A 17381-nucleotide genomic window follows, 5' to 3' on the forward strand; every position below is an offset into this window, starting at 1 on the left:
GCATGATGCCTCATGCAGCCTCTAAGAAGCATTGCATGATGCTTTTACAACCCACAAATCGTACAATACGGGGGATGTTGGGCGAAGTCTGCCTTCAGCCCGCAATCAAGAGGGGGACAGTTCGAAACACGCCGACCCATGACATGCCGAGGGGGCTAACGGCTGGCATGCTCACGCGTATCCTCGTTCTTTCCCAGGGGATTTCAGTAAGAGAAGGAGGAGGAATCAATGGGTAAATTGACCATGACGCGCCGCTCGTTCGCGAAGCTGTCTGCAATGACCATCGCCGCAGCTGCCGTTGCGGAATCGGTCGTCCCCGCCGCCGTCCTTGCCGACGACGCCGCTGCAGACGAATCCGCCGGCGAAATCAAGCGTATCCGTTCTTGCTGCCGTGGTTGCGGCAAGATGGAATGCGGCGTTTGGGTCACCGTCCAGAACGGACGCGTCATCAAGACCGAAGGCGACCAGTCTTCGTTCCAGTCGTCCGGCAACCATTGCTCCAAGGGCCAGGCATCCATTCAGGCATGCTACCACCCCGCTCGCATGTACCATCCCATGAAGCGCACGAACCCCAAGGGCGAAGATCCCGGCTGGGTCCGCATCTCGTGGGAAGAGGCGATGGATACCATCGGCGAGAAGTTCAACGAGGCCATCAACCAGTACGGCGGGCAGACCTGCTTCGGCATGTGCGGCACGTCCCGTCAGTGGGTGTACGGCCCCTACGCATTCTACAAGTGGCTGTTCGATAGCCCCAACGCCCACGTAGCATCCTCGATCTGCAAGGGCCCCCGTCGTCTGATGGGCTGGCTCACCTCCATCGACGGCGCGCCTTGGTTCGCCCTGCGCGACGGCCCGCGCGTCTACGTCCAGTGGGGCACCGCTCCCGAGAACTCCAACTACGACGACTCCTGCCGTAACATCGTCGACAAGATGACCGAGGCCGACGTGCACATCTGCATCGACCCGCGCCTGTCCGGTTCTGGCAAGGAAGCCGACTACTGGCTGAACCTGGAGCCCGCCACCGACGGCGCCCTGGCGCTGTGCTGGCAGCACATCATCCTCGAGCATGACCTGGTCGACTGGGAATTCGTGAAGCGCTGGACCAACGCCCCCATCCTGGTAGTCGAAGACATGGAGCCCACGGGCGGCCGTTACTTCACGCTGTCCACGGCGCTCACCGTGGCCCCTGCGGACCTGCTCGGCGAGAAGCTGAAGACCCGCCTGCTCAAGGAGAGCGACCTGGTCGAAGGCGGCAGCTGCCGTAAGTTCATGGCTTGGAACAAGAAGGCCAACGACGGCAAGGGCGGCCTGACCTATTGGGACACCGACGCCACGCAGTGGGAAGGCTGCCATCACACGGCGCCCACCCGCGACCAGATGGAAGTCATCTACGAAGGAACCTCCCAGGAAGGCTACCTGCCTCCGCTGTCCTACCACGAGCTGGAAGAAGCCGGCATCGACTTCGACCTGTACGAGGCCCACGAGGTCACGCTGGCCGACGGCACCAAGCACATGGCCCGTCCGGTTTGGGCGTACTTCGCCGACTCCGTCAAGGATTGCACCGTCGAATGGTGCTCCGAGATCACCAAGCTCGATCCGAAGCTGATCGAAGAGTCCTGCCTCGCCTGGGCGACCCGCCCCGAAGGCCAGTCCTACGGCAACGGCGGCATCCATCTGAACCTGTCGCCTGACCAGGAAGGCAACTGCACGCAGACCGTGCGCGCCATCCTGAACCTGTCCTACACCACGGGCAACTTCGACGGCCCCGCCGGCAACCGCGGCCTGTCCCGCACCCCTGTCGACGAGCAATCCACCGCCGCTCCCGGCTCCAACATGCCGCAGAACGTCAAGAAGCAGCTCAAGGGTCTGGGCGTACCGATTCCGTACTACCCCGACGAGCAGATTGACATGATGAACATCCCCGACACCTACGAGACCTATTCCAACATGGTCGGTGCCGACAAGTTCCCGCTGCTCGCGCTGTACAACGAATGGGCCGACCCCGCCAGCATCTTCGAGGCCATCCTCACCGGCGATCCCTATCCGATCCGCGTCGGCATCAACGAGGCCGGTTCGTTCATGAACCAGTGCAACGCCAACATGGCCTGGGACGCCCTGTCCAAGCTGGACTTCTGGGTTGACCTGAACATGTTCCACCATCCCTCCACCGAGATGGCCGACATCGTTCTGCCCGTCGCCCACTGGCTCGAGATCAACAACATCCGCGTGTCGCAGGGCGCTTCCGGCGGCATCGGCATGACCTGCCGTGCGGTCGACCCGCCGGCCGACGCCAAGTTCGACTACGACGTCAACCGCCTGCTGTACGAATCCTTCGAGAAGCAGGGCAACATCAACGGTATCTGGACCAACATCGCTGCCGACGGCCCCGGCGCCTACGAAAGCGACGAGCGTCTGGAAGAGTGGTTCCGCGCCCACAACGAGGTGGACGGCTTCGACGCCCGTTACCCCGGCTGCAAGTGGCAGCACATGCAGGACTACGTGGACGACTTCCAGGAGCATGGCTGGTTCAACGCCAAGGTCCTGGAGCCCAACCGTTGGGGCACCTACCGTCGTTTCGAGACCGGCTGGATGCGCATGGGCAAGGACGCCTGCACCGCCGCTCCCTGGAGCGCCGACGAGAACGGCCAGCCCACCGACGCCAACTTCGGCTGCCCGACCCCTTCGGGCCTGGTCGAAATCTGGCCGATGATGTTCGAATACTACTGCCTCGACAAGGCCAACGAGTTCGAGCCCGGCAAGTTCGACGTCATGAAGGAAATCATGCCGAACTACGAACCCTGCGTCTCCGCCCCCGGCGGCGAATGGGAGACCGAGACCTCCGCTGAGGAGTACCCGATCATCCTCACCACCGGCCGCCGCATCCCGGTGTACTTCCACTCCGAGCATCGCCAGCTCCCCTGGTGCCGCGAACTGTGGCCGGCCCCGCGTCTGGAGCTCAACCCCGTGGACGCCGAGAAGCTGGGTCTGCAGCAGGGCGACTGGGCCTGGATCGAAGTGGAGCCCCACACCGAGATGGGCAAGAAGTACTGCTCCGCCATCCGCGAGGTCGTAGACATCTACGAAGGTATCGCCCCTGGCTGGGCCAACGCCGAGCACGGCTGGTGGTATCCCGAGCTGCCGGCTCCGACCCATGGTTTCGACCTGGTCAACGCCGAATGCCTGTGGGATCCCGAGGCCCGCGACAAGTTCATCGCAAGCTCGCACATGCGCGGCGTCCGCTGCAAGATCTACAAGGCCACGGCCGAGAACAGCCCCAACGGCAACCCGATTCCGTGCGCCAACGAAGACGGCACCCAGATCATCTACGACAGCAGCGATCCTCGCCTGAAGGAATGGCTGCCTGATTACGACATCCGGAAGGAGGCGTAAATCATGGCCCAATACTCCATCCTGACCGACCTCAACCGCTGCGTCGGCTGCATGTCCTGCATGGTTGCTTGCAAGGCGATCAACGACGTGCCCATCGGAAACTATTGGAACAAGATTCTGCGCATCGGCCCTTACAAGCGTGAGGACTATCAGACGCCGAACGATGTCGACATGTACTACCTGTGCGTGCAGTGCCAGCATTGCGCCGACCCCAAGTGCGTCGCCGTCTGCCCCACCAAGGCTTCCCAGAAGATGGAAGACGGCACCGTCCAGATCGACAAGTCGAAGTGCATCGGCTGCCAGTTCTGCGTTATGGCCTGCCCCTACGGCGTCCGTTACCTCAACGAGGAGGAGCGCGTCGTCGAGAAGTGCACGATGTGCGAGCAGCTCATCGCCCAGGGCGGTCTGCCCCAGTGCGTCGTGCAGTGCGGCGGCCGTGCCCGCTTCTTCGGCGATCTGGACAACGGCATCGAATCCTTCGAGGCCCCGGACATCGCCTACATCGCCGATCGCGACAATAACGACTTCAGTTATGACCAGCTGTATACCGGCAACCGCATCACCTTCGGCGAGCTCGCCGAAGAATACAACCAGGACACGGACGTTCACCGTCTGCCCGATGCGGGCAACGAGCCGAGCTTCGTGTATGTGCTGCGCGGACGTGAATGGAAGGGAGCTGAATAATGGAACTTCAATGGCCTCTCATTCTCTTCACCACGCTGTTAGCCTGGTGCGCCGGCACCTTCGCCACCCAGGCTTACCTGGCCCTCAAGGGCAAAGGTGAGAGCATCCAAATGCCCGCATGGATCGCTTCTGTGGTCCTGCTGGCGGTTGGCGGCATCGCCGTGTTCTTCCACCTGCAGCATTGGGAGCGCATCTTCAACGGCTTCGGACACCTGTCCTCCGGCATTACCCAAGAGCTCATCGCCATTGTGGTCCTGGCGGTCATCGCCGTCATCTACCTGGCTATGATCAGGCGTAACGAGGGCAAGGTCCCGTCCTGGCTGGCCATCGCGTCCATCGTCGTGAGCGTCGTCTTGGTCGTCGTGATGGGCCACTCCTACATGATGGAAGCCCGTCCCGCATGGAACAACATCCTGTGGATTGTCTCGCTGCTCGGCGCCTCCTGCGTGCTGGGTCCCGCGACCGTGGCAACCATCGCCGCCATCAAGGGCGAAGATGCTTCCGACCTAGCGATGCCCGCGCTCATCGGCGCCGTCATCAACGCCGTGGCGTCCGTCGCCGCCGGCCTGAGTGTCGGGGCTGCCAACAGCGCCCTGACCGACGTGGGCTACTACTTCGACCTGACCCATCCCACCATGGAGCTGCTGAGCCCCGAGCTCAGCGCCTTCAGCGGGGCCAGTGCCCTGCCCATGATTCTGGGCGTCATCATCATCGGAGCCATCTGCCCGATCGTCGCCGCCTTCATGGGTAAGAAGTCCGGCAATTGGAAGATGTGGGGACCCATCGCAGTGGTGTGCGCCGTGATCGGTGCTATCTGCCTGCGTGTGGTGTTCTACTACGCCGGCGTGTCCATGTTCATGTTCTACTAAGAACAACCTGATGGGGACCGGGTTTTCCCGGTCCCCATACGAAAGCCCCGCCTGAGTGCGGCTCGTGTTCCCCAGCCCCATGCAAATGACGAGCCGCATTCCGACGGGGCTTTCTTTATGCCCTGCGAATGCCTTGCCGGCGGCTGCCCGCCGGCCGATATGCGGTTGTTAGAAGTACACCTCGGGAATATCCTCCCCTTTGATGCAGTTCAGCACCAGGCTCTTGGAAAGACGGGCATGCCTCTCGCCGTCTTGGGCGTAGAAGCGCTCAACGCGCAAGCCTTGCCGCTCGGCGTCGGTCCCGCGCGCCGTGGTGAAGTACGTCATGGCCGCACGCTGCATGCCCTTGGAAAGGGCGGCCATGTATATGCGCGCGTCGCCGGCAAGCATCTTTCGGGCCTGCTCAGGACTGGTTTTCGTGCGGTCGAAATACGCATGTTTGGGGGACAGCCCGTTCACCATTCCCATAAACACCACGGCCTTCGGGTTCATGCCGATGACGCGTTCGCGGGTCACCACCTTGACGTAGGGTATGGGGTGTGTAGCCGGATAGAACATGTTGGCGTGTGCGTTTTTCAGCATGGCGGCCGCAGATTCGTCGAACATATCCTCGCTGAACAGGTCGTCGATAGTCGAGCCCACGCTCGCAGCGGGACCGCAAACCAGCTTTGTCGCCGCCGACTTCAGCATATAACCCTCAAGCGGCCGCAGATGCTCAAGATGCTCCTGAAGCAACTCGTACCTATCAGCAGCCTTGCGCATCTCGTTTCCGTACACCACAGGTGCAACGCCCTCGGGAAGGTCGCCGCCCTGCAGGCTGCGGGAAAGAACCGCCAGCGCCTCGTCCATGGAAAGGCCGACGGATTCCATGCAAGTATACACCTCCGTGAACGCCGAGCGGCAGGTCAGCTCGTCCCCGAATCCGCACCACGCACGAAGCGACGGTTCGTCGCCCGGGTCCGCGGCCAGCGTCAGCAGGCAGGCCGTCTGCGCCGGCAGACAGGATTTTTCGAAGCGCACGTCACCGCCGATGTTGCCCCTGGTACCTACGCTGCTCGCGGCGACGCCCCGGTCGAGCAGCCTCACCAGAACGTTGAGCTCCCAGGTCTTGTTAGGAACCACCACAGCGACATCCTCGGGACTGAGCCCTTCGCTGAGCCTCGCCTGCACCCACTCGATCACGCGCTCGCACTCTTCGGCGGGTGTTGCGGTTTCGATGATCTCGAAACCGCCATCGACCTGCGTACCGTTCGCCATCGTGACGGGAATCTCCATCCCCTCGAAATCGGGATGCTCGGCGGCAAGCTCCGAAAGGCTGCCGACCGCCGCTGCCGTGTCGGTCGGCAGGTGGCTTTCTGACAGCATGACCACGTCTGCCTGAGGCACCTGGGCCTTCAGCTCGTCGATGCCTTTGGCATAGGGGAAGCTGTCGAACACCTGAACGCAGGCCAGCGGATTGCCGGCCGCGAAAAGCTTCTCGCCGGCAAGCGCGCAGACCAGATACTGCGACGCACGGCTCAGCATCTGGTAGTCATCCGCGAACACGTACTTGAACTGCGCTTTCGCCAACTCGGCAGGACATTCGGACAGGAATCGGAACGCCATGTTGGAAATCTCCGGCTCGATGTAGGCGCCATACAGGCCCAGCAGGCGTTTGAGCTGCGCGTGGTTCTCTTCCTCCTCTTTGTATATAAGCCAGCCCTCTTCGAAATCGGCCAGCTCGGTCCAGCTGCGGTAGAAGAAACCCGTCAGCTCGGCGATGCGCTTGGGACGCAGTCCGCTCACCTTCATATCCTCCATGAGGAAGCTTTCCTCATACCGCGCAAGCTGCCGAGGTTTTCGGCCGGTGGCAGCGCAGGCCCCAGGCGTCGCAAGCACGGACATGGCCAGTTCGCGGGCGGTGCGCACGCCGACGAACTGCGAAGCGCCTTGGCTGGAGAAGGCCAGCAGACGCCGGGTGGGCTCCACGGCTTCAGGCTGCGCCACGACGACCAGGATGTCTTCTGCGGAAACGCCCTGATCCAGCAGGGCCGCCACCTCTAAGGCGAGCTTCTGCGTCTTACCCGTCTTGCATCCGCCTTCGAAAAGCTTGACGGCGGGTACGCGGGGAAATTCCAAAACCATATCGGTCCTTTCGATAATCGGCCCTGCTTCTCATGCCTGCCGGCATCGAATGGGCACAGGATAACCCAGAAAGAAAGCGACTCACCCCGAAACGAGGCCCCATGCATGAGTCGCTTTCTTTCTGAGACCTCGGACGCGGAAGGATACGCCCGAGGTCGGGGAGAAAGACTTATTCTTCAGCCTTGGCGACCACGACAGGTTCGCTGCTGGACTTCGGCAGGAACGGCATCGCGATGGCGCTGCCCGGGCAGGCCTCGACGCACTTGCGGCATTTGGTGCACTCGCTGAAGTTGGCGCCGCGCTCAGGGTGCCGCGGGTCGATGCCCTGGTCGCACACCTTGCGGCACACTCCGCAAGAGGTTCCCTTGACGTTTTCGACGCAGGATGATGCGTCGACGGTAGGAACGAAAGTCCGGTTCGCCTTGCCGATAAGGCTCATCAAGGCGGACACGGGGCAGATATGGCTGCACCACTTACGGAAGAACACGACTTCGACCAGCAGCAATGCAGGAACCAGCACCACAGACCAGGTGACGTCGCCATGGCCGAACAGGCCCATGAGCAGAAACACCGTGGCGAAGGTCAGGCCGATGGGACATACCAGGCAGAATACCGGGAATCCGAAGACGGCCGTGGACAGCAGCGCACCGCCCAGCACCAGATGCCGGGAATCGACCTGGCCTTTGCCGGCCAGCGAACCGCATCCGCGGCTGCAGGCCTTCAGGCCGGCGATTTCCGCATCGGTCAGCGGAGCCACGTCCCTGTCAAGCTCTCGCTTGGAACGCTCGGCGCGCTCGGCGCTTTCCAGGTCCTGCTTGCGCGAAAACGCGTTGCGCAGCTCCGACACCACAGGAACCGGGCAGATCCAGCCGCAGAACGCACGGCCGAGCAGGACGATGAGCACGACGGCGATGACGAACGCGATAACCACACGGGGAATCAGGGTTTTGGTGGCGAGCAGCGTCGCCAGCGAGCCGAGCGGGCACAGCAGCGCGATGTCGGACCAGCCGAATGCGGAGAGCGTGCCCACCGGGGCGTACGCCGCGTAGGCGACGGCAATGACGACGAAGATGACGATGGGCGCAGCCATGCGGATCTTATTGGATTTCATCGCGACCCTCCTTTACCGTTCGATCGGCTTGACGACGATGGCGCGGTCGGTCATGCCTGCGACCACGGAAGCGTCCTGCATGGACACGCACACCGTGTAGCACAGGCCGCAGCCGTTGCATTTGTCTTCGATTACATGCGGGATGTTGTTCTCATCCATCTCCATCGCCTCGTAGGGGCAGGCGTCGTAGCAGAACCGGCACCCCTTGAAGCGGTAGGCCAAACACCAGTCCTTGTTGATTTCGGCGATGCCTAGAATGGTGTTTTCGGGGGTTGCGTCCGCAGGCAGTTTCAACGCCTGGGTCGGACAGGCGGCCACGCACAGCGGCACACCGTCGTTTTCCTCGGTGCACCAGTCGCAGTAGTCGAGCGCGTAATCCATTGTAGGCGTGCGGAGATTGATGAATCCGTCCTCCACGTGGGTCGGCGCAATAACGCGGCGCGGACATGCTTCGATGCACTTCTCGCAACGGATGCACGCCCCCAGCATGAGGTCTTCGTCCTGTCCTCCCGGAGGGCGCACCACGGCGTTGGCAGCAAGGGGCTTCAACGTGCCCAAGCCCAAGGCCACCGCCGCGCCGCCCGCGCCGATGAGCAGCGTGCGCCTCGACATGCCGGCATAAGTCCGTTCCTTTTCTTCCTGCTGCGTGTTCTTGTTGGGCTCGTCAGACATTGGCTATCGCCCCTATTCGTCTTCTTCAACTTCGGTCAGCATGTCCAGCAAGTACTCTTTGTCGGTTTCCAAAAAACCATCGGTAAGGTAGGAAAGCGCCAGGTAGAAATCGGTTTTCGCGAAGCGTCGCATATCCACGGTAAGCAAGGGCGCCCAAGAGAGCAGATGGTCCTGGAGGAAATTCAGCTGGGCAACCATCAAATCGTATGCCGTATCCTCGTTGCCCGATTCCAACGCTGCGGCGATGCGTTCGCTCAGCACCTTCATGAACTCCAGCTCCAGCGCGATGTGGTCCTCCCCTTCGCGCCAGCTCTCGTCCTTTGACAGGCCGTAGGCGCGGTAAATCGCCAGCACCTCGTCGCGGGCATCCTGCATCATCAGGCGCTTTTCCGACGTGTAGACACTCTCGAAGGGGAACGCCGCCCCGTCAAGCTGGTTGGTGCTGCCGATGAACACGCGCACGTAATCGACGGCAAGCTCGGTGATGGTGTTGTCCCATGCACGGCTCAGGTAGCGGGCCAGCATCAAGAACCCTTTGTCGGAGTCCTCGTTGCCCGTGGCCGCCGGGAAGCGCATCCCACGCATTGCCTCGAGCTGCTCCCTGTCGATTTCCACGCGGTACATACGCGCCAGCAGCCCGTAGGTCGCGGCACGTTGGTGGTTCAGCTTCGCCAGGTCGGCAAGGTATGCGGCCTCTTCCTCCGCCGCCGTGGTCTCAAGTTCGTCTGCCATGGTTCCCCCTTCAGATGGTCGTTCGGTCATAGGCCGCATAAAGCCTAGTCATCGGCCTGTTCGGCCGCATCGAGCTCGGCGATGATATCCAACCCCTCGCTGCCGATGTCTGTGATTCTCCATGCGTTGTCGCGCCATTCCAGCGCGTCGTTTTGGGCAAGGCGCTCCGCGAAGCGCATGGCGTACATACGCGGGTGCATGAGCGCTGGGTCATTGTCCAAAGCCGCGGACAAGGCCTTCTGGGTGGTGCCGCCGTCGGGCGCGCACATTTCGAGCACGGTACGGAACACGTGACGGTACTGGGGTTCGTTCTCCAGGAGCTCGCGCAGGCGGGCGCGCGGCTGGTCGGCGGCGACCACTTGCGAACCTTCCGGCGTGGTCAACCAGCAGATCTGCGGCGCTTGGACCGGCTCCAGATACTCGACGCCGTCGATGACGACGCGCTTGGGCTCCAACGTGTCCTCGATGTCTTCATAGTCGGTGCCGTCCTGCGTGACGCGGCGCAACGCCCCGGCACGCACCAGCATCATGCACATGTTGTCCGGCGTATAGACGCTTTTGTTGTTGGCTTTAAGCTTTTCGATACGGCTGATGACCAGCTCGTTTGGCTGCACCTGGCCGTCGCACATCTCCAGGATGCCCAACAGGATCTTGCGGGAGCGCTCCATGTGGTCGAACAGCGTCGCGATGCGCTGCGCGGCAGGAGCCTGTTGGAGGGCCTCAGCCTGGCTGGCCAGCTCGTCAACAGTGGGAAACTCGCCGGGTTCGACAAGGAACATGCCGCTTTCCGCAGGCGCTTCGAGGTCGAATTCCTCGTCTTCGGTGTCGGCCAAGGGGTCGTAGCTGTCGAAATCCTCAACGGGAGTGAGATCGAAAAAATCATCTTGGGTCATACAGGCCTCGCTTCAGCAATCAGTTGCCAACGGTTTCCGACATGCGAAAACCGTGAACCAGCCCCATGTGGTCCGCTTGTGTTTTGCAAATGATTGCCTGACGCATCAGGCGTTTCCCCAAGAAAGAATAATAGCCCTGACGCAGCCGTCGCGCAAGCATCGGATGCCCATTTCAGCAGGAAAAACCGTTTTGCCCCCAGCCGCAAGCCGCATCCGGCAAGCGCGCTAAGCCTCGGGATCAAGGAAGTTGCCACGCTCGCCGAGCAGGTCGCCACTGATCGAGCGGGGCACGATTTGGAACGCCAGCGTCTGCTCGTTGACCAGAGGCGCGCGGCACGCGAAGAAGACCACGCCGCCGTGGGGTGCCTTGACCTCTTCAAGCACGTCGCCGCGCAGCGGGTCAATGACTTGGGCCAGAACGTGTCCGGAACGAACGATGTCACCAAGCTCGGCAACCCGCTTGAACACGCCGCCGCAGTTGACCTGCACGGGCACCAGGCCGCGCTCGGCGAAAGTCGTGGAGCGCATCCCGCCATGGCAGGGACGGTCGATGATGCCGCGGGCATCCAAAAACCGCAGGCAGGCGCGGACAATAGTGGCCGCGGAGTTCTCGTCCACCAGGTCGGTTTCTTTGGTATAGAGGGTGTAGGCCTCCGTGTCCCACAGGCGCCAGTTGTAATGCAGCGTCGTGGTGTCGAAGGAACCAGGCACGTGGTTCAGCACATAGGCCAGCCCGAAATCCGCACCGTTGTCGGTCTGGATGCCGGGGCCGTTCATAACGCGAACGTGTTCCATGAAGTCGCCCTCGAGATAGTAACTGGAGAAATGGACGCCGTAGCGGAAGCCCTGAACGCGTTCAAACAGAGCCGCGGCGATGCGCTGGGTGGTTTCGCCCAGGTTGTAGCCGGGCATCATGCGGTTCACGTCGGTGTTGTCGCCCACCCAGAAGCGTTTGCGGTTGTTCATGGATGCCGGGTTCACGCAGGGCACCACCATGATGCGCTGGCCAGGCACGATGGAACCCTCCGCCTCCAGGCGGCGCAGCTTGTGCACGAGACGCGCACATATATAGGTCTGCTGGACCTCGTTGCCGCGAATTCCGGCCACAAAGCAGATGGCGTTCTCGAACTCTTCGGGCCGGGCGGCGGCGTCACCTTCGCCTCCCAGCACGCGGCCGTCAGGCGTCACCCCGAAGGAAAACGACCTGACCTCCATGTCCTGGCGGTATGGCATTGCAAGGCTGAACAGGGATTCTTCCAACATGTTAGGCTTCCTTCCCATCCGCGACCCCGCCGAGGATGCGCGCGATGAGCGATCCTGGATAGACGATGGGGTATTCCCGCAGCGTGAAGAGCAGGCCGTCTGAGGGGCTGGTCAGTTCTTGAAGAATCGTGCCTTGCGCCGCGTCCAGGATATGGCCGACCACCTGGCCGCGTTTCACGTTCCAGTTGTGCTGCACGGCGGGCATGAACACGCCCGCAACGTCGGCGTTGACGAACCCGACCTCGCCGTCGGTGCTCACGATGGGCCGGTGCACCTGCTCTACAGGGCCCGACCAGATGCCGGCCTTGCGCATCAGGTTGAAGATGCCGTCGGCCAGCTGTTCGCCGTATTCCCTGGTCAAACGCATGCCGACGCCCATTTCAACCACGAGACACGGCGTACCGATGGCGTTCAGGCTGTAGGCCAGCGTGCCCTTGAGCACCGTTGCGTTGCCGTGAACCCACACGTAGTCCACGTTGCTTTCCAACGCCCAAGGCATGAGGTCGTCGCCGGAGATCTCGTTGATGCGAATCTGCGGCAGCTCCCGCAGGTATATGTTGCTGGCGTGGATGTCCAGGCTGATGGTAGCGCCGGCGATGTCGGCCACGATGTCGGCTGCCATCGACTCGAAGGGTGACGCGCTGTTCTTGCCCGGGAACACGCGGTTCATGTCCAGATCGAACTGGGGGATGCCGCGGGAAATGGCCCCGACCCCCAGCGGATTCAGGGCAGGATAGATGTCCACGACCCCCGTCAGGAACTCCGGATGCTCGTTCACACGGCGGGCCACCTCGAAGCAGGTGAACTGGCCTTCCAGCTCGTCGCCGTGAATGCCCGTCACCACCGCGATGCGCGGCAGATTCGAGACGTCATCAGCGGATACGTCCTGGGGAATCAAGCGGTTCTTAATTACCTGCAGGTCTTCGCCAACCGCCATCTGGCGGCTGGAAACGATATGGATCATTGCTCTGCGTGCTCCTTCACGGTCATGAACACGGTTTGGGACTGGTCGGCCAGGCCGATGAACGACCCGCGCTCGATGGGGCAATCGGCCCATTCGCGGCCGCGGGCCAGCGGGATGTACGTGTCGTCCACCTGCTGGTTGCGGGTGGGGTCGAAGCCGCGCCAAAAGCCGTCGATGTTCGCCTCCACCCAGGCATGCGTCTGCCCCTCCCCCAGCGCCAGGCCACTGACGTATCGGGCGAGAACGCCTCTATAGCGCAGCATGGCGATAAGGATGTGGCTGAAATCCTGGCAGACACCCTGTTTCGCGGCGAAGGCCTCGGCGGCCGTGGTGGACACGGTGGTCGTGCCGGGCTCGTATGCCATGGCCTCATGCACGGCGGTCATGGCCCGCAGGCACAGGTCCACCTGGACGGTCGCGTCGCCCAGGCTTTCGGCGAACGCCACAATGGCATTATCGGGCCTGGTCAGCTCCGTAGGGTATTTGAACATGGGATGCGGCTGCTCAAGTCGGACGCGGTCCAGATCGACCTGCACGACACCGGAGCTGTAGTATCCGATGTGCGTGTGTTCTTCCAGCTCGCAGCCCACTGCCAGACGGTTGCCGAAGCTGTCGGTCTGGCGCGCGTAGCGCATGTCCGGCTCGATGGCCAAATCGGATTTCAGGACGCGCAGGGTGTGCGACGGAGAAGGCATGCAGCGCAGCACGAAGTAGTGGTCATGCACGGGGATGCTGAAATCAATCGTCGTCGAAAACGTGTATTCGAGTTCTTTCAAAACACTCTTTCTCTCAAAACAGGCATGGGAGGTAGGACCTCCCATGCCCGGCAGATTCGTTTACACGTCGATGAACAGGCCTTCGACGCAGTCCAGCAGAATCTTGCGGTTGTTTTTCGGATCGGGATTCGGAGCCAGACCCAGCAGCAGCATAAGCTTGTTGCCGTCGCGGCGCAGCGGCGTGCGCTGCAGGCGGTGGTTCAGGCGCGAGAACTCCCGGTCGAGGTTCTCGAGATGATAGTTGAGGCGCACGTACATGTCGATACGCTCCACGCTGCTTCCGCATTTCAGGGTATAGCGGCTGCTGGTCTCCAGGATGGAGTCGTCGCTGCAACCGCGGAACGCATACAGCATGTCGGTCACCGACTGCAGCTCGAGCATGGGGGCCACGCCGTTGGCGGCGGCGTCCATCAGGTTCACGGCCATCTGGATGTAAGACAGCGACGCGGACGAGATGCTTTCGCGCAGCACGATGGCATTGTCGTATGCGCAGTTCAGATTCGTAATGACCGAGTATGGGTCATTACGGTCGAACAGGAAACGCTTGATGAAGTCGTCCGAGTCCGCGTACACGTTGGGAATCTCCAGATTCTCGCAGAACCCAGCGTAATCGAACGCGGGCCCGTCGATGCACTGGTCGTACACTTGCTGCATGATCTCGATTTCGATAAGGGTCCGTTCGATGTAACGGCCCAGCCAGAACAACCGGTCCAGCTTGTTTAGTGCGACAGAATCCATGTGTCCTTGAACCCTCCTCCCTGGCTCGAGTTGACGATGGCATTGCCGGCCTCGCGCGAGTACCGCGTAAGACCGCTCGGCCATACCTTGGTTTCGTGGCCGGTCAGCACGAACGCGCGCAGGTCGGCTTTGCGGGGCACGTCGCCTTCCGGCAGGTGCACCGGCAGCTCCGTGAAGTCCACAACCTCCTGGGCGATCCAGCGACGGGGGTTGGTCAGCACCTTCTGGCGCAGCGCCTCGCGGGCCTCGGGCTCCATATTGGCCGCGAACACCACGCCGTAGCCACCGGCCTCGGCAGTGTCCTTGATGACCAGCTTCTCGAAGTTGTCCATGACATAGGCCAGGTCGTCCTCGTAAAACGGCAGGTATGTGGGGGCGTTATGCAGCAGGGGTTTCTCGCCCAGGTAGTATTCGACCATCTTGGGGACGAAGTAATAGATGCCCTTGTCGTCGGCCACACCGTTGCCCGGCGCATTGATGACGGCCACGTTGCCCGCGCGGTAGGCGCTCATCAGGTTCGGGATGCCGATGACGCTTTCCGGCAGGAAGGTGGTCGGGTCCAGATACTCGTCGGAGATGCGGCGGTAGATGGCGCCGACGCGCTGGTCGCCTTCGAAGCCGCGGTAGTAGACGCGTTCGTCGTCCACGTACAGATCGCCGGCCTCGGCCAGCACGGCCCCGGTCTGTTCGGCCAGATAGGAATGCTCGAAATAGGCTGCGTTGTAGCGCCCCGGGGTGAAGATGACGTTGATGCCGCCGCAGTTCACGTTGTCCATGACCTCGCGGAGCATGGCGCCGTATCCCCGATTGTCGACGATGTCGTTGGTGCGGAAGGTCTCAGGGCTGCACATGCGGCAGATGCCTCGGCTGATCAGCGGATACGACGCGCCGGAGGGCACGCGCAGGTTGTCTTCCAGAACGAACCAGTCGCCCTCGCGGGATTGCACCAGGTCGATGCCGGAAATGTGGCTGTAGATGCCCTTCGGCGGTACAAGGCCGACGCAAGGCGCCAGATACCCCGGCGAAGAAACGACGAAGTCCTCGGGAACCACGCCGTCATGGATGATTTCCTGAGGACCGTACACGTCCTTAAGGAATGCGTTCAGCGCATCCACGCGCTGAGCCAGGCCACGCTCAAGATTTCGCCAATCATCCGCTGGGATGACGCGCGCGATAGCATCGAACGGGAACAGCCTCTCGTTGAAGGTCCCGTTCTTGTAAATGCCGAATTTGACGCCATAGCGCGCAAGCTGATCATTGATACGGGCGGTATGGGATACGAGTTTCTCCATATGAACCCCCATCGATGTCCGACTGCCGACAACGCGCCCAGCAGTGCGACGCGCACGGGTGCATTATCCTCCACATAAAGACGTTTCACCACGTCGTATGCGAAATTTTTCCGAGAATTGACGCGCATAGATCCGCAGGCGCCCCGACGCGCTCCGCATGCGCCAGGGCAGTACGAATCCTGCGTCCGCGCGCCTTCGCAGTTGCCGTTGCCCGTACCGGGGATGCGGATTGCGAGAAAATGTGCGATGCTATGCAGACAGGTCAATTTCCCCAATCGAGGATCGGAGCGTACGATGCAGTTTCTCACCCGTTGGCTGGTGACCACCGTGGCCGTCGCCGCCGCCGTTTGGATCGTGCCGGGCATATCCATCGCGCAAGGCGCCGCCACCTGGGTTTCCGTAGCGCTGTTAGGCCTGGTCCTAACGCTGCTCGACCAGTCGGTCAAGCCCGTGCTGCGCTTTTTGAGCCTGCCTCTGACCATCGTCACCCTGGGCCTGTTCTCCATCGTGGTGAACGCCCTGGTCCTGCAGCTGGCTGACTGGCTGGCAAACGGCCTGTTCGACACAGGCATCTACATCCTGTCGTTCGGATCGGCCCTTGGCGCCGCAATCATCATCAGTCTGGTCTCCATGCTGATGGAGAGCATCCTGGAGAAGAACGCGAAAAGCTAGCCGCGCGAGGTTTCGGCGGAGTGCGGCCCCTTCCCTACGCAACAGCTTACGTTGAGCCGTTAGAGCAGCGTCGCTTCTGCCCCATTCGTCCCGTATTCCAAAATGGACATGTTTCGAAAGCTTCGCAGTCCCATTTTGCAACGGAAGGACTACAATGGAGAACGGTCTGCGGGAAACCGCGCAGACCCGTCGATTTCGCATGAACAAGAAAAGAGTGAAAGGGTTTTCTCCATGACGAAATTCAACCATGTCATCGTTCGCCGTCCCGGCAAATCGCTGTGCGACGGTATCACCAGTGCACCTGAACTGGGCAAACCCATCTACGAGAAGGCCATCGTCCAGCACGACGCCTACATCGAGTGCCTCAAGCAGTGCGGCGTGGAAGTCACCGTGCTTCCGGCCCTGGAGGAATACCCCGACTCCTGCTTCGTCGAGGACACCTGCGTCATCACCCGTAAGGGCGCCATTATGGACAACCCGGGCGCCGGCAGCCGCAACGGCGAGGCCAAGGAGATGGAGCCCACCATCCGCAAGTTCTTCGACGATGAGCACATCAAGCATATCGTGGCCCCCGGCACCCTCGAGGGCGGCGACGTCATGATGGTCGGCGACACCTTCTACGTGGGCAAATCCGCCCGTACCAACGAAGAGGGCATCCGCCAGTTCGCCGAGATTCTGGAAGGCTGGGGCCTCAAGTGCGTCGAGGTGCCGCTGGAGCTGGTGCTGCATCTGAAGACCGGCGTGAACTACCTGGAGAACAACAACATGCTGGTCTCCGGCGAGTTCATCACCAAGCCTGAGTTCGAGCAGTACAACAAGGTCATCGTGCCCGAGGAAGAGGCCTACGGCGCAAACTGCATCTGGGTGAACGGCAAGGTCATCGTGCCTGAGGGCTACCCCACCGTCGAGCAGGCCGTTCGTGACCTGGGCTACGAGGTCATCGTCACCGACACCTCCGAATACCGTAAGATCGACGGCGGCCTGAGCTGCTTGTCCCTGCGTTTCTGGGTGGACGAGGACTAACCCCGCCTGACATTCGTTTTCGCAACGCCGGCGCACCCGCGTCGGCGTTTTTTCATGCTCCTGGCAAAACCCCGTGTGCGGATTTACCACCACAACTTCGTGGATTAACCGTGTTCCAACACTATTTTCCCAGTTAGCACGTCATAATGAGGCACTCGAATCGATAACCTCGACTGTT

Annotated in this window: 15 protein-coding genes; 5 read left to right on the forward strand and 10 right to left on the reverse strand. The window is 61.7% G+C overall.

All coding sequences use genetic code 11. The features are described 5' to 3' along the window. The first annotated feature begins 228 nt into the window (after window positions 1–228). The 3 genes from SHEL_RS11155 to SHEL_RS11165 are packed head-to-tail and all read left to right on the forward strand — an operon-like array spanning window position 229 to window position 4943. Window positions 229–3390, forward strand: a complete 3162-nt coding sequence (locus SHEL_RS11155; RefSeq protein WP_012799384.1) for a molybdopterin-containing oxidoreductase family protein — start codon at window positions 229–231, stop codon at window positions 3388–3390. A gap of 3 nt (window positions 3391–3393) precedes the next feature. Further along, the gene (locus tag SHEL_RS11160) at window positions 3394–4074 is read left to right on the forward strand and encodes a 4Fe-4S dicluster domain-containing protein (RefSeq protein ID WP_012799385.1); all 681 of its coding nucleotides are present in this window, start codon (window positions 3394–3396) and stop codon (window positions 4072–4074) included. Further along, complete coding sequence (locus SHEL_RS11165) at window positions 4074–4943, forward strand: dimethyl sulfoxide reductase anchor subunit family protein (RefSeq protein WP_012799386.1); 870 nt, start codon at window positions 4074–4076, stop codon at window positions 4941–4943. The genes SHEL_RS11160 and SHEL_RS11165 overlap by 1 nt, the downstream gene beginning before the upstream one ends. Window positions 4944–5111: 168 nt before the next feature. On the opposite strand, the gene SHEL_RS11170 is transcribed toward SHEL_RS11165, so the two are convergent. The 10 genes from SHEL_RS11170 to SHEL_RS11215 form a co-directional block, all read right to left on the reverse strand. Further along, window positions 5112–7067, reverse strand: a complete 1956-nt coding sequence (locus tag SHEL_RS11170; protein ID WP_012799387.1) for a hypothetical protein — start codon at window positions 7065–7067, stop codon at window positions 5112–5114. Window positions 7068–7236: 169 nt separating this feature from the next. Continuing rightward, a complete protein-coding gene (locus SHEL_RS11175) occupies window positions 7237–8178 on the reverse strand; it encodes a 4Fe-4S binding protein (RefSeq protein ID WP_012799388.1) in 942 nt (313 codons plus the stop codon). Window positions 8179–8190: 12 nt separating this feature from the next. Then, window positions 8191–8850: a 4Fe-4S dicluster domain-containing protein gene (locus SHEL_RS11180; protein ID WP_012799389.1), complete on the reverse strand. Its 660-nt coding sequence runs from the start codon at window positions 8848–8850 to the stop codon at window positions 8191–8193. Between the two features lie 12 nt (window positions 8851–8862). Further along, a complete protein-coding gene (locus SHEL_RS11185) occupies window positions 8863–9582 on the reverse strand; it encodes a TorD/DmsD family molecular chaperone (RefSeq protein ID WP_012799390.1) in 720 nt (239 codons plus the stop codon). A 44-nt stretch (window positions 9583–9626) separates the two neighbouring features. Then, window positions 9627–10475: a hypothetical protein gene (locus SHEL_RS11190; protein ID WP_012799391.1), complete on the reverse strand. Its 849-nt coding sequence runs from the start codon at window positions 10473–10475 to the stop codon at window positions 9627–9629. A gap of 225 nt (window positions 10476–10700) precedes the next feature. Further along, window positions 10701–11738: a M14 family metallopeptidase gene (locus SHEL_RS11195; protein WP_012799393.1), complete on the reverse strand. Its 1038-nt coding sequence runs from the start codon at window positions 11736–11738 to the stop codon at window positions 10701–10703. A gap of 1 nt (window position 11739) precedes the next feature. After that, complete coding sequence (locus tag SHEL_RS11200; RefSeq protein ID WP_012799394.1) at window positions 11740–12702, reverse strand: M14 family metallopeptidase; 963 nt, start codon at window positions 12700–12702, stop codon at window positions 11740–11742. Further along, window positions 12699–13478: a transglutaminase family protein gene (locus SHEL_RS11205; protein ID WP_012799395.1), complete on the reverse strand. Its 780-nt coding sequence runs from the start codon at window positions 13476–13478 to the stop codon at window positions 12699–12701. The genes SHEL_RS11200 and SHEL_RS11205 overlap by 4 nt, the downstream gene beginning before the upstream one ends. Before the next feature lie 60 nt (window positions 13479–13538). Continuing rightward, window positions 13539–14216, reverse strand: a complete 678-nt coding sequence (locus SHEL_RS11210; protein WP_012799396.1) for an alpha-E domain-containing protein — start codon at window positions 14214–14216, stop codon at window positions 13539–13541. Then, window positions 14198–15508, reverse strand: a complete 1311-nt coding sequence (locus SHEL_RS11215; RefSeq protein ID WP_012799397.1) for a circularly permuted type 2 ATP-grasp protein — start codon at window positions 15506–15508, stop codon at window positions 14198–14200. Before SHEL_RS11215 ends, SHEL_RS11210 begins: the two co-directional genes overlap by 19 nt. A 294-nt stretch (window positions 15509–15802) precedes the next feature. Here SHEL_RS11215 and SHEL_RS11220 point away from each other — a divergent pair, with 294 nt between their 5' ends. Both SHEL_RS11220 and SHEL_RS11225 read left to right on the forward strand, forming a co-directional pair. Beyond that, a complete protein-coding gene (locus SHEL_RS11220; protein WP_012799398.1) occupies window positions 15803–16180 on the forward strand; it encodes a phage holin family protein in 378 nt (125 codons plus the stop codon). 231 nt (window positions 16181–16411) lie between these two features. Then, window positions 16412–17203 (forward strand): dimethylarginine dimethylaminohydrolase family protein, encoded by a 792-nt coding sequence (locus SHEL_RS11225; protein WP_012799399.1) that lies wholly within the window; start codon window positions 16412–16414, stop codon window positions 17201–17203. Window positions 17204–17381 lie beyond the last annotated feature (178 nt).

The sequence above is a fragment of the Slackia heliotrinireducens DSM 20476 genome (assembly GCF_000023885.1).
Lineage (GTDB): Bacteria > Actinomycetota > Coriobacteriia > Coriobacteriales > Eggerthellaceae > Slackia > Slackia heliotrinireducens.

Excerpts from the sequence above, each read along its gene's own strand:
- SHEL_RS11185 (WP_012799390.1), bottom strand. The coding sequence starts at position 9,582 with ATGGCAGACGAACTTGAGACCACGGCGGCGGAGGAAGAGGCCGCATAC.
- SHEL_RS11215 (WP_012799397.1), bottom strand. The coding sequence starts at position 15,508 with ATGGAGAAACTCGTATCCCATACCGCCCGTATCAATGATCAGCTTGCG.
- SHEL_RS11210 (WP_012799396.1), bottom strand. The coding sequence starts at position 14,216 with ATGGATTCTGTCGCACTAAACAAGCTGGACCGGTTGTTCTGGCTGGGC.
- SHEL_RS11165 (WP_012799386.1), top strand. The coding sequence starts at position 4,074 with ATGGAACTTCAATGGCCTCTCATTCTCTTCACCACGCTGTTAGCCTGG.
- SHEL_RS11170 (WP_012799387.1), bottom strand. The coding sequence starts at position 7,067 with ATGGTTTTGGAATTTCCCCGCGTACCCGCCGTCAAGCTTTTCGAAGGC.
- SHEL_RS11175 (WP_012799388.1), bottom strand. The coding sequence starts at position 8,178 with ATGAAATCCAATAAGATCCGCATGGCTGCGCCCATCGTCATCTTCGTC.
- SHEL_RS11180 (WP_012799389.1), bottom strand. The coding sequence starts at position 8,850 with ATGTCTGACGAGCCCAACAAGAACACGCAGCAGGAAGAAAAGGAACGG.
- SHEL_RS11155 (WP_012799384.1), top strand. The coding sequence starts at position 229 with ATGGGTAAATTGACCATGACGCGCCGCTCGTTCGCGAAGCTGTCTGCA.
- SHEL_RS11160 (WP_012799385.1), top strand. The coding sequence starts at position 3,394 with ATGGCCCAATACTCCATCCTGACCGACCTCAACCGCTGCGTCGGCTGC.
- SHEL_RS11225 (WP_012799399.1), top strand. The coding sequence starts at position 16,412 with ATGACGAAATTCAACCATGTCATCGTTCGCCGTCCCGGCAAATCGCTG.
- SHEL_RS11220 (WP_012799398.1), top strand. The coding sequence starts at position 15,803 with ATGCAGTTTCTCACCCGTTGGCTGGTGACCACCGTGGCCGTCGCCGCC.
- SHEL_RS11200 (WP_012799394.1), bottom strand. The coding sequence starts at position 12,702 with ATGATCCATATCGTTTCCAGCCGCCAGATGGCGGTTGGCGAAGACCTG.
- SHEL_RS11190 (WP_012799391.1), bottom strand. The coding sequence starts at position 10,475 with ATGACCCAAGATGATTTTTTCGATCTCACTCCCGTTGAGGATTTCGAC.
- SHEL_RS11195 (WP_012799393.1), bottom strand. The coding sequence starts at position 11,738 with ATGTTGGAAGAATCCCTGTTCAGCCTTGCAATGCCATACCGCCAGGAC.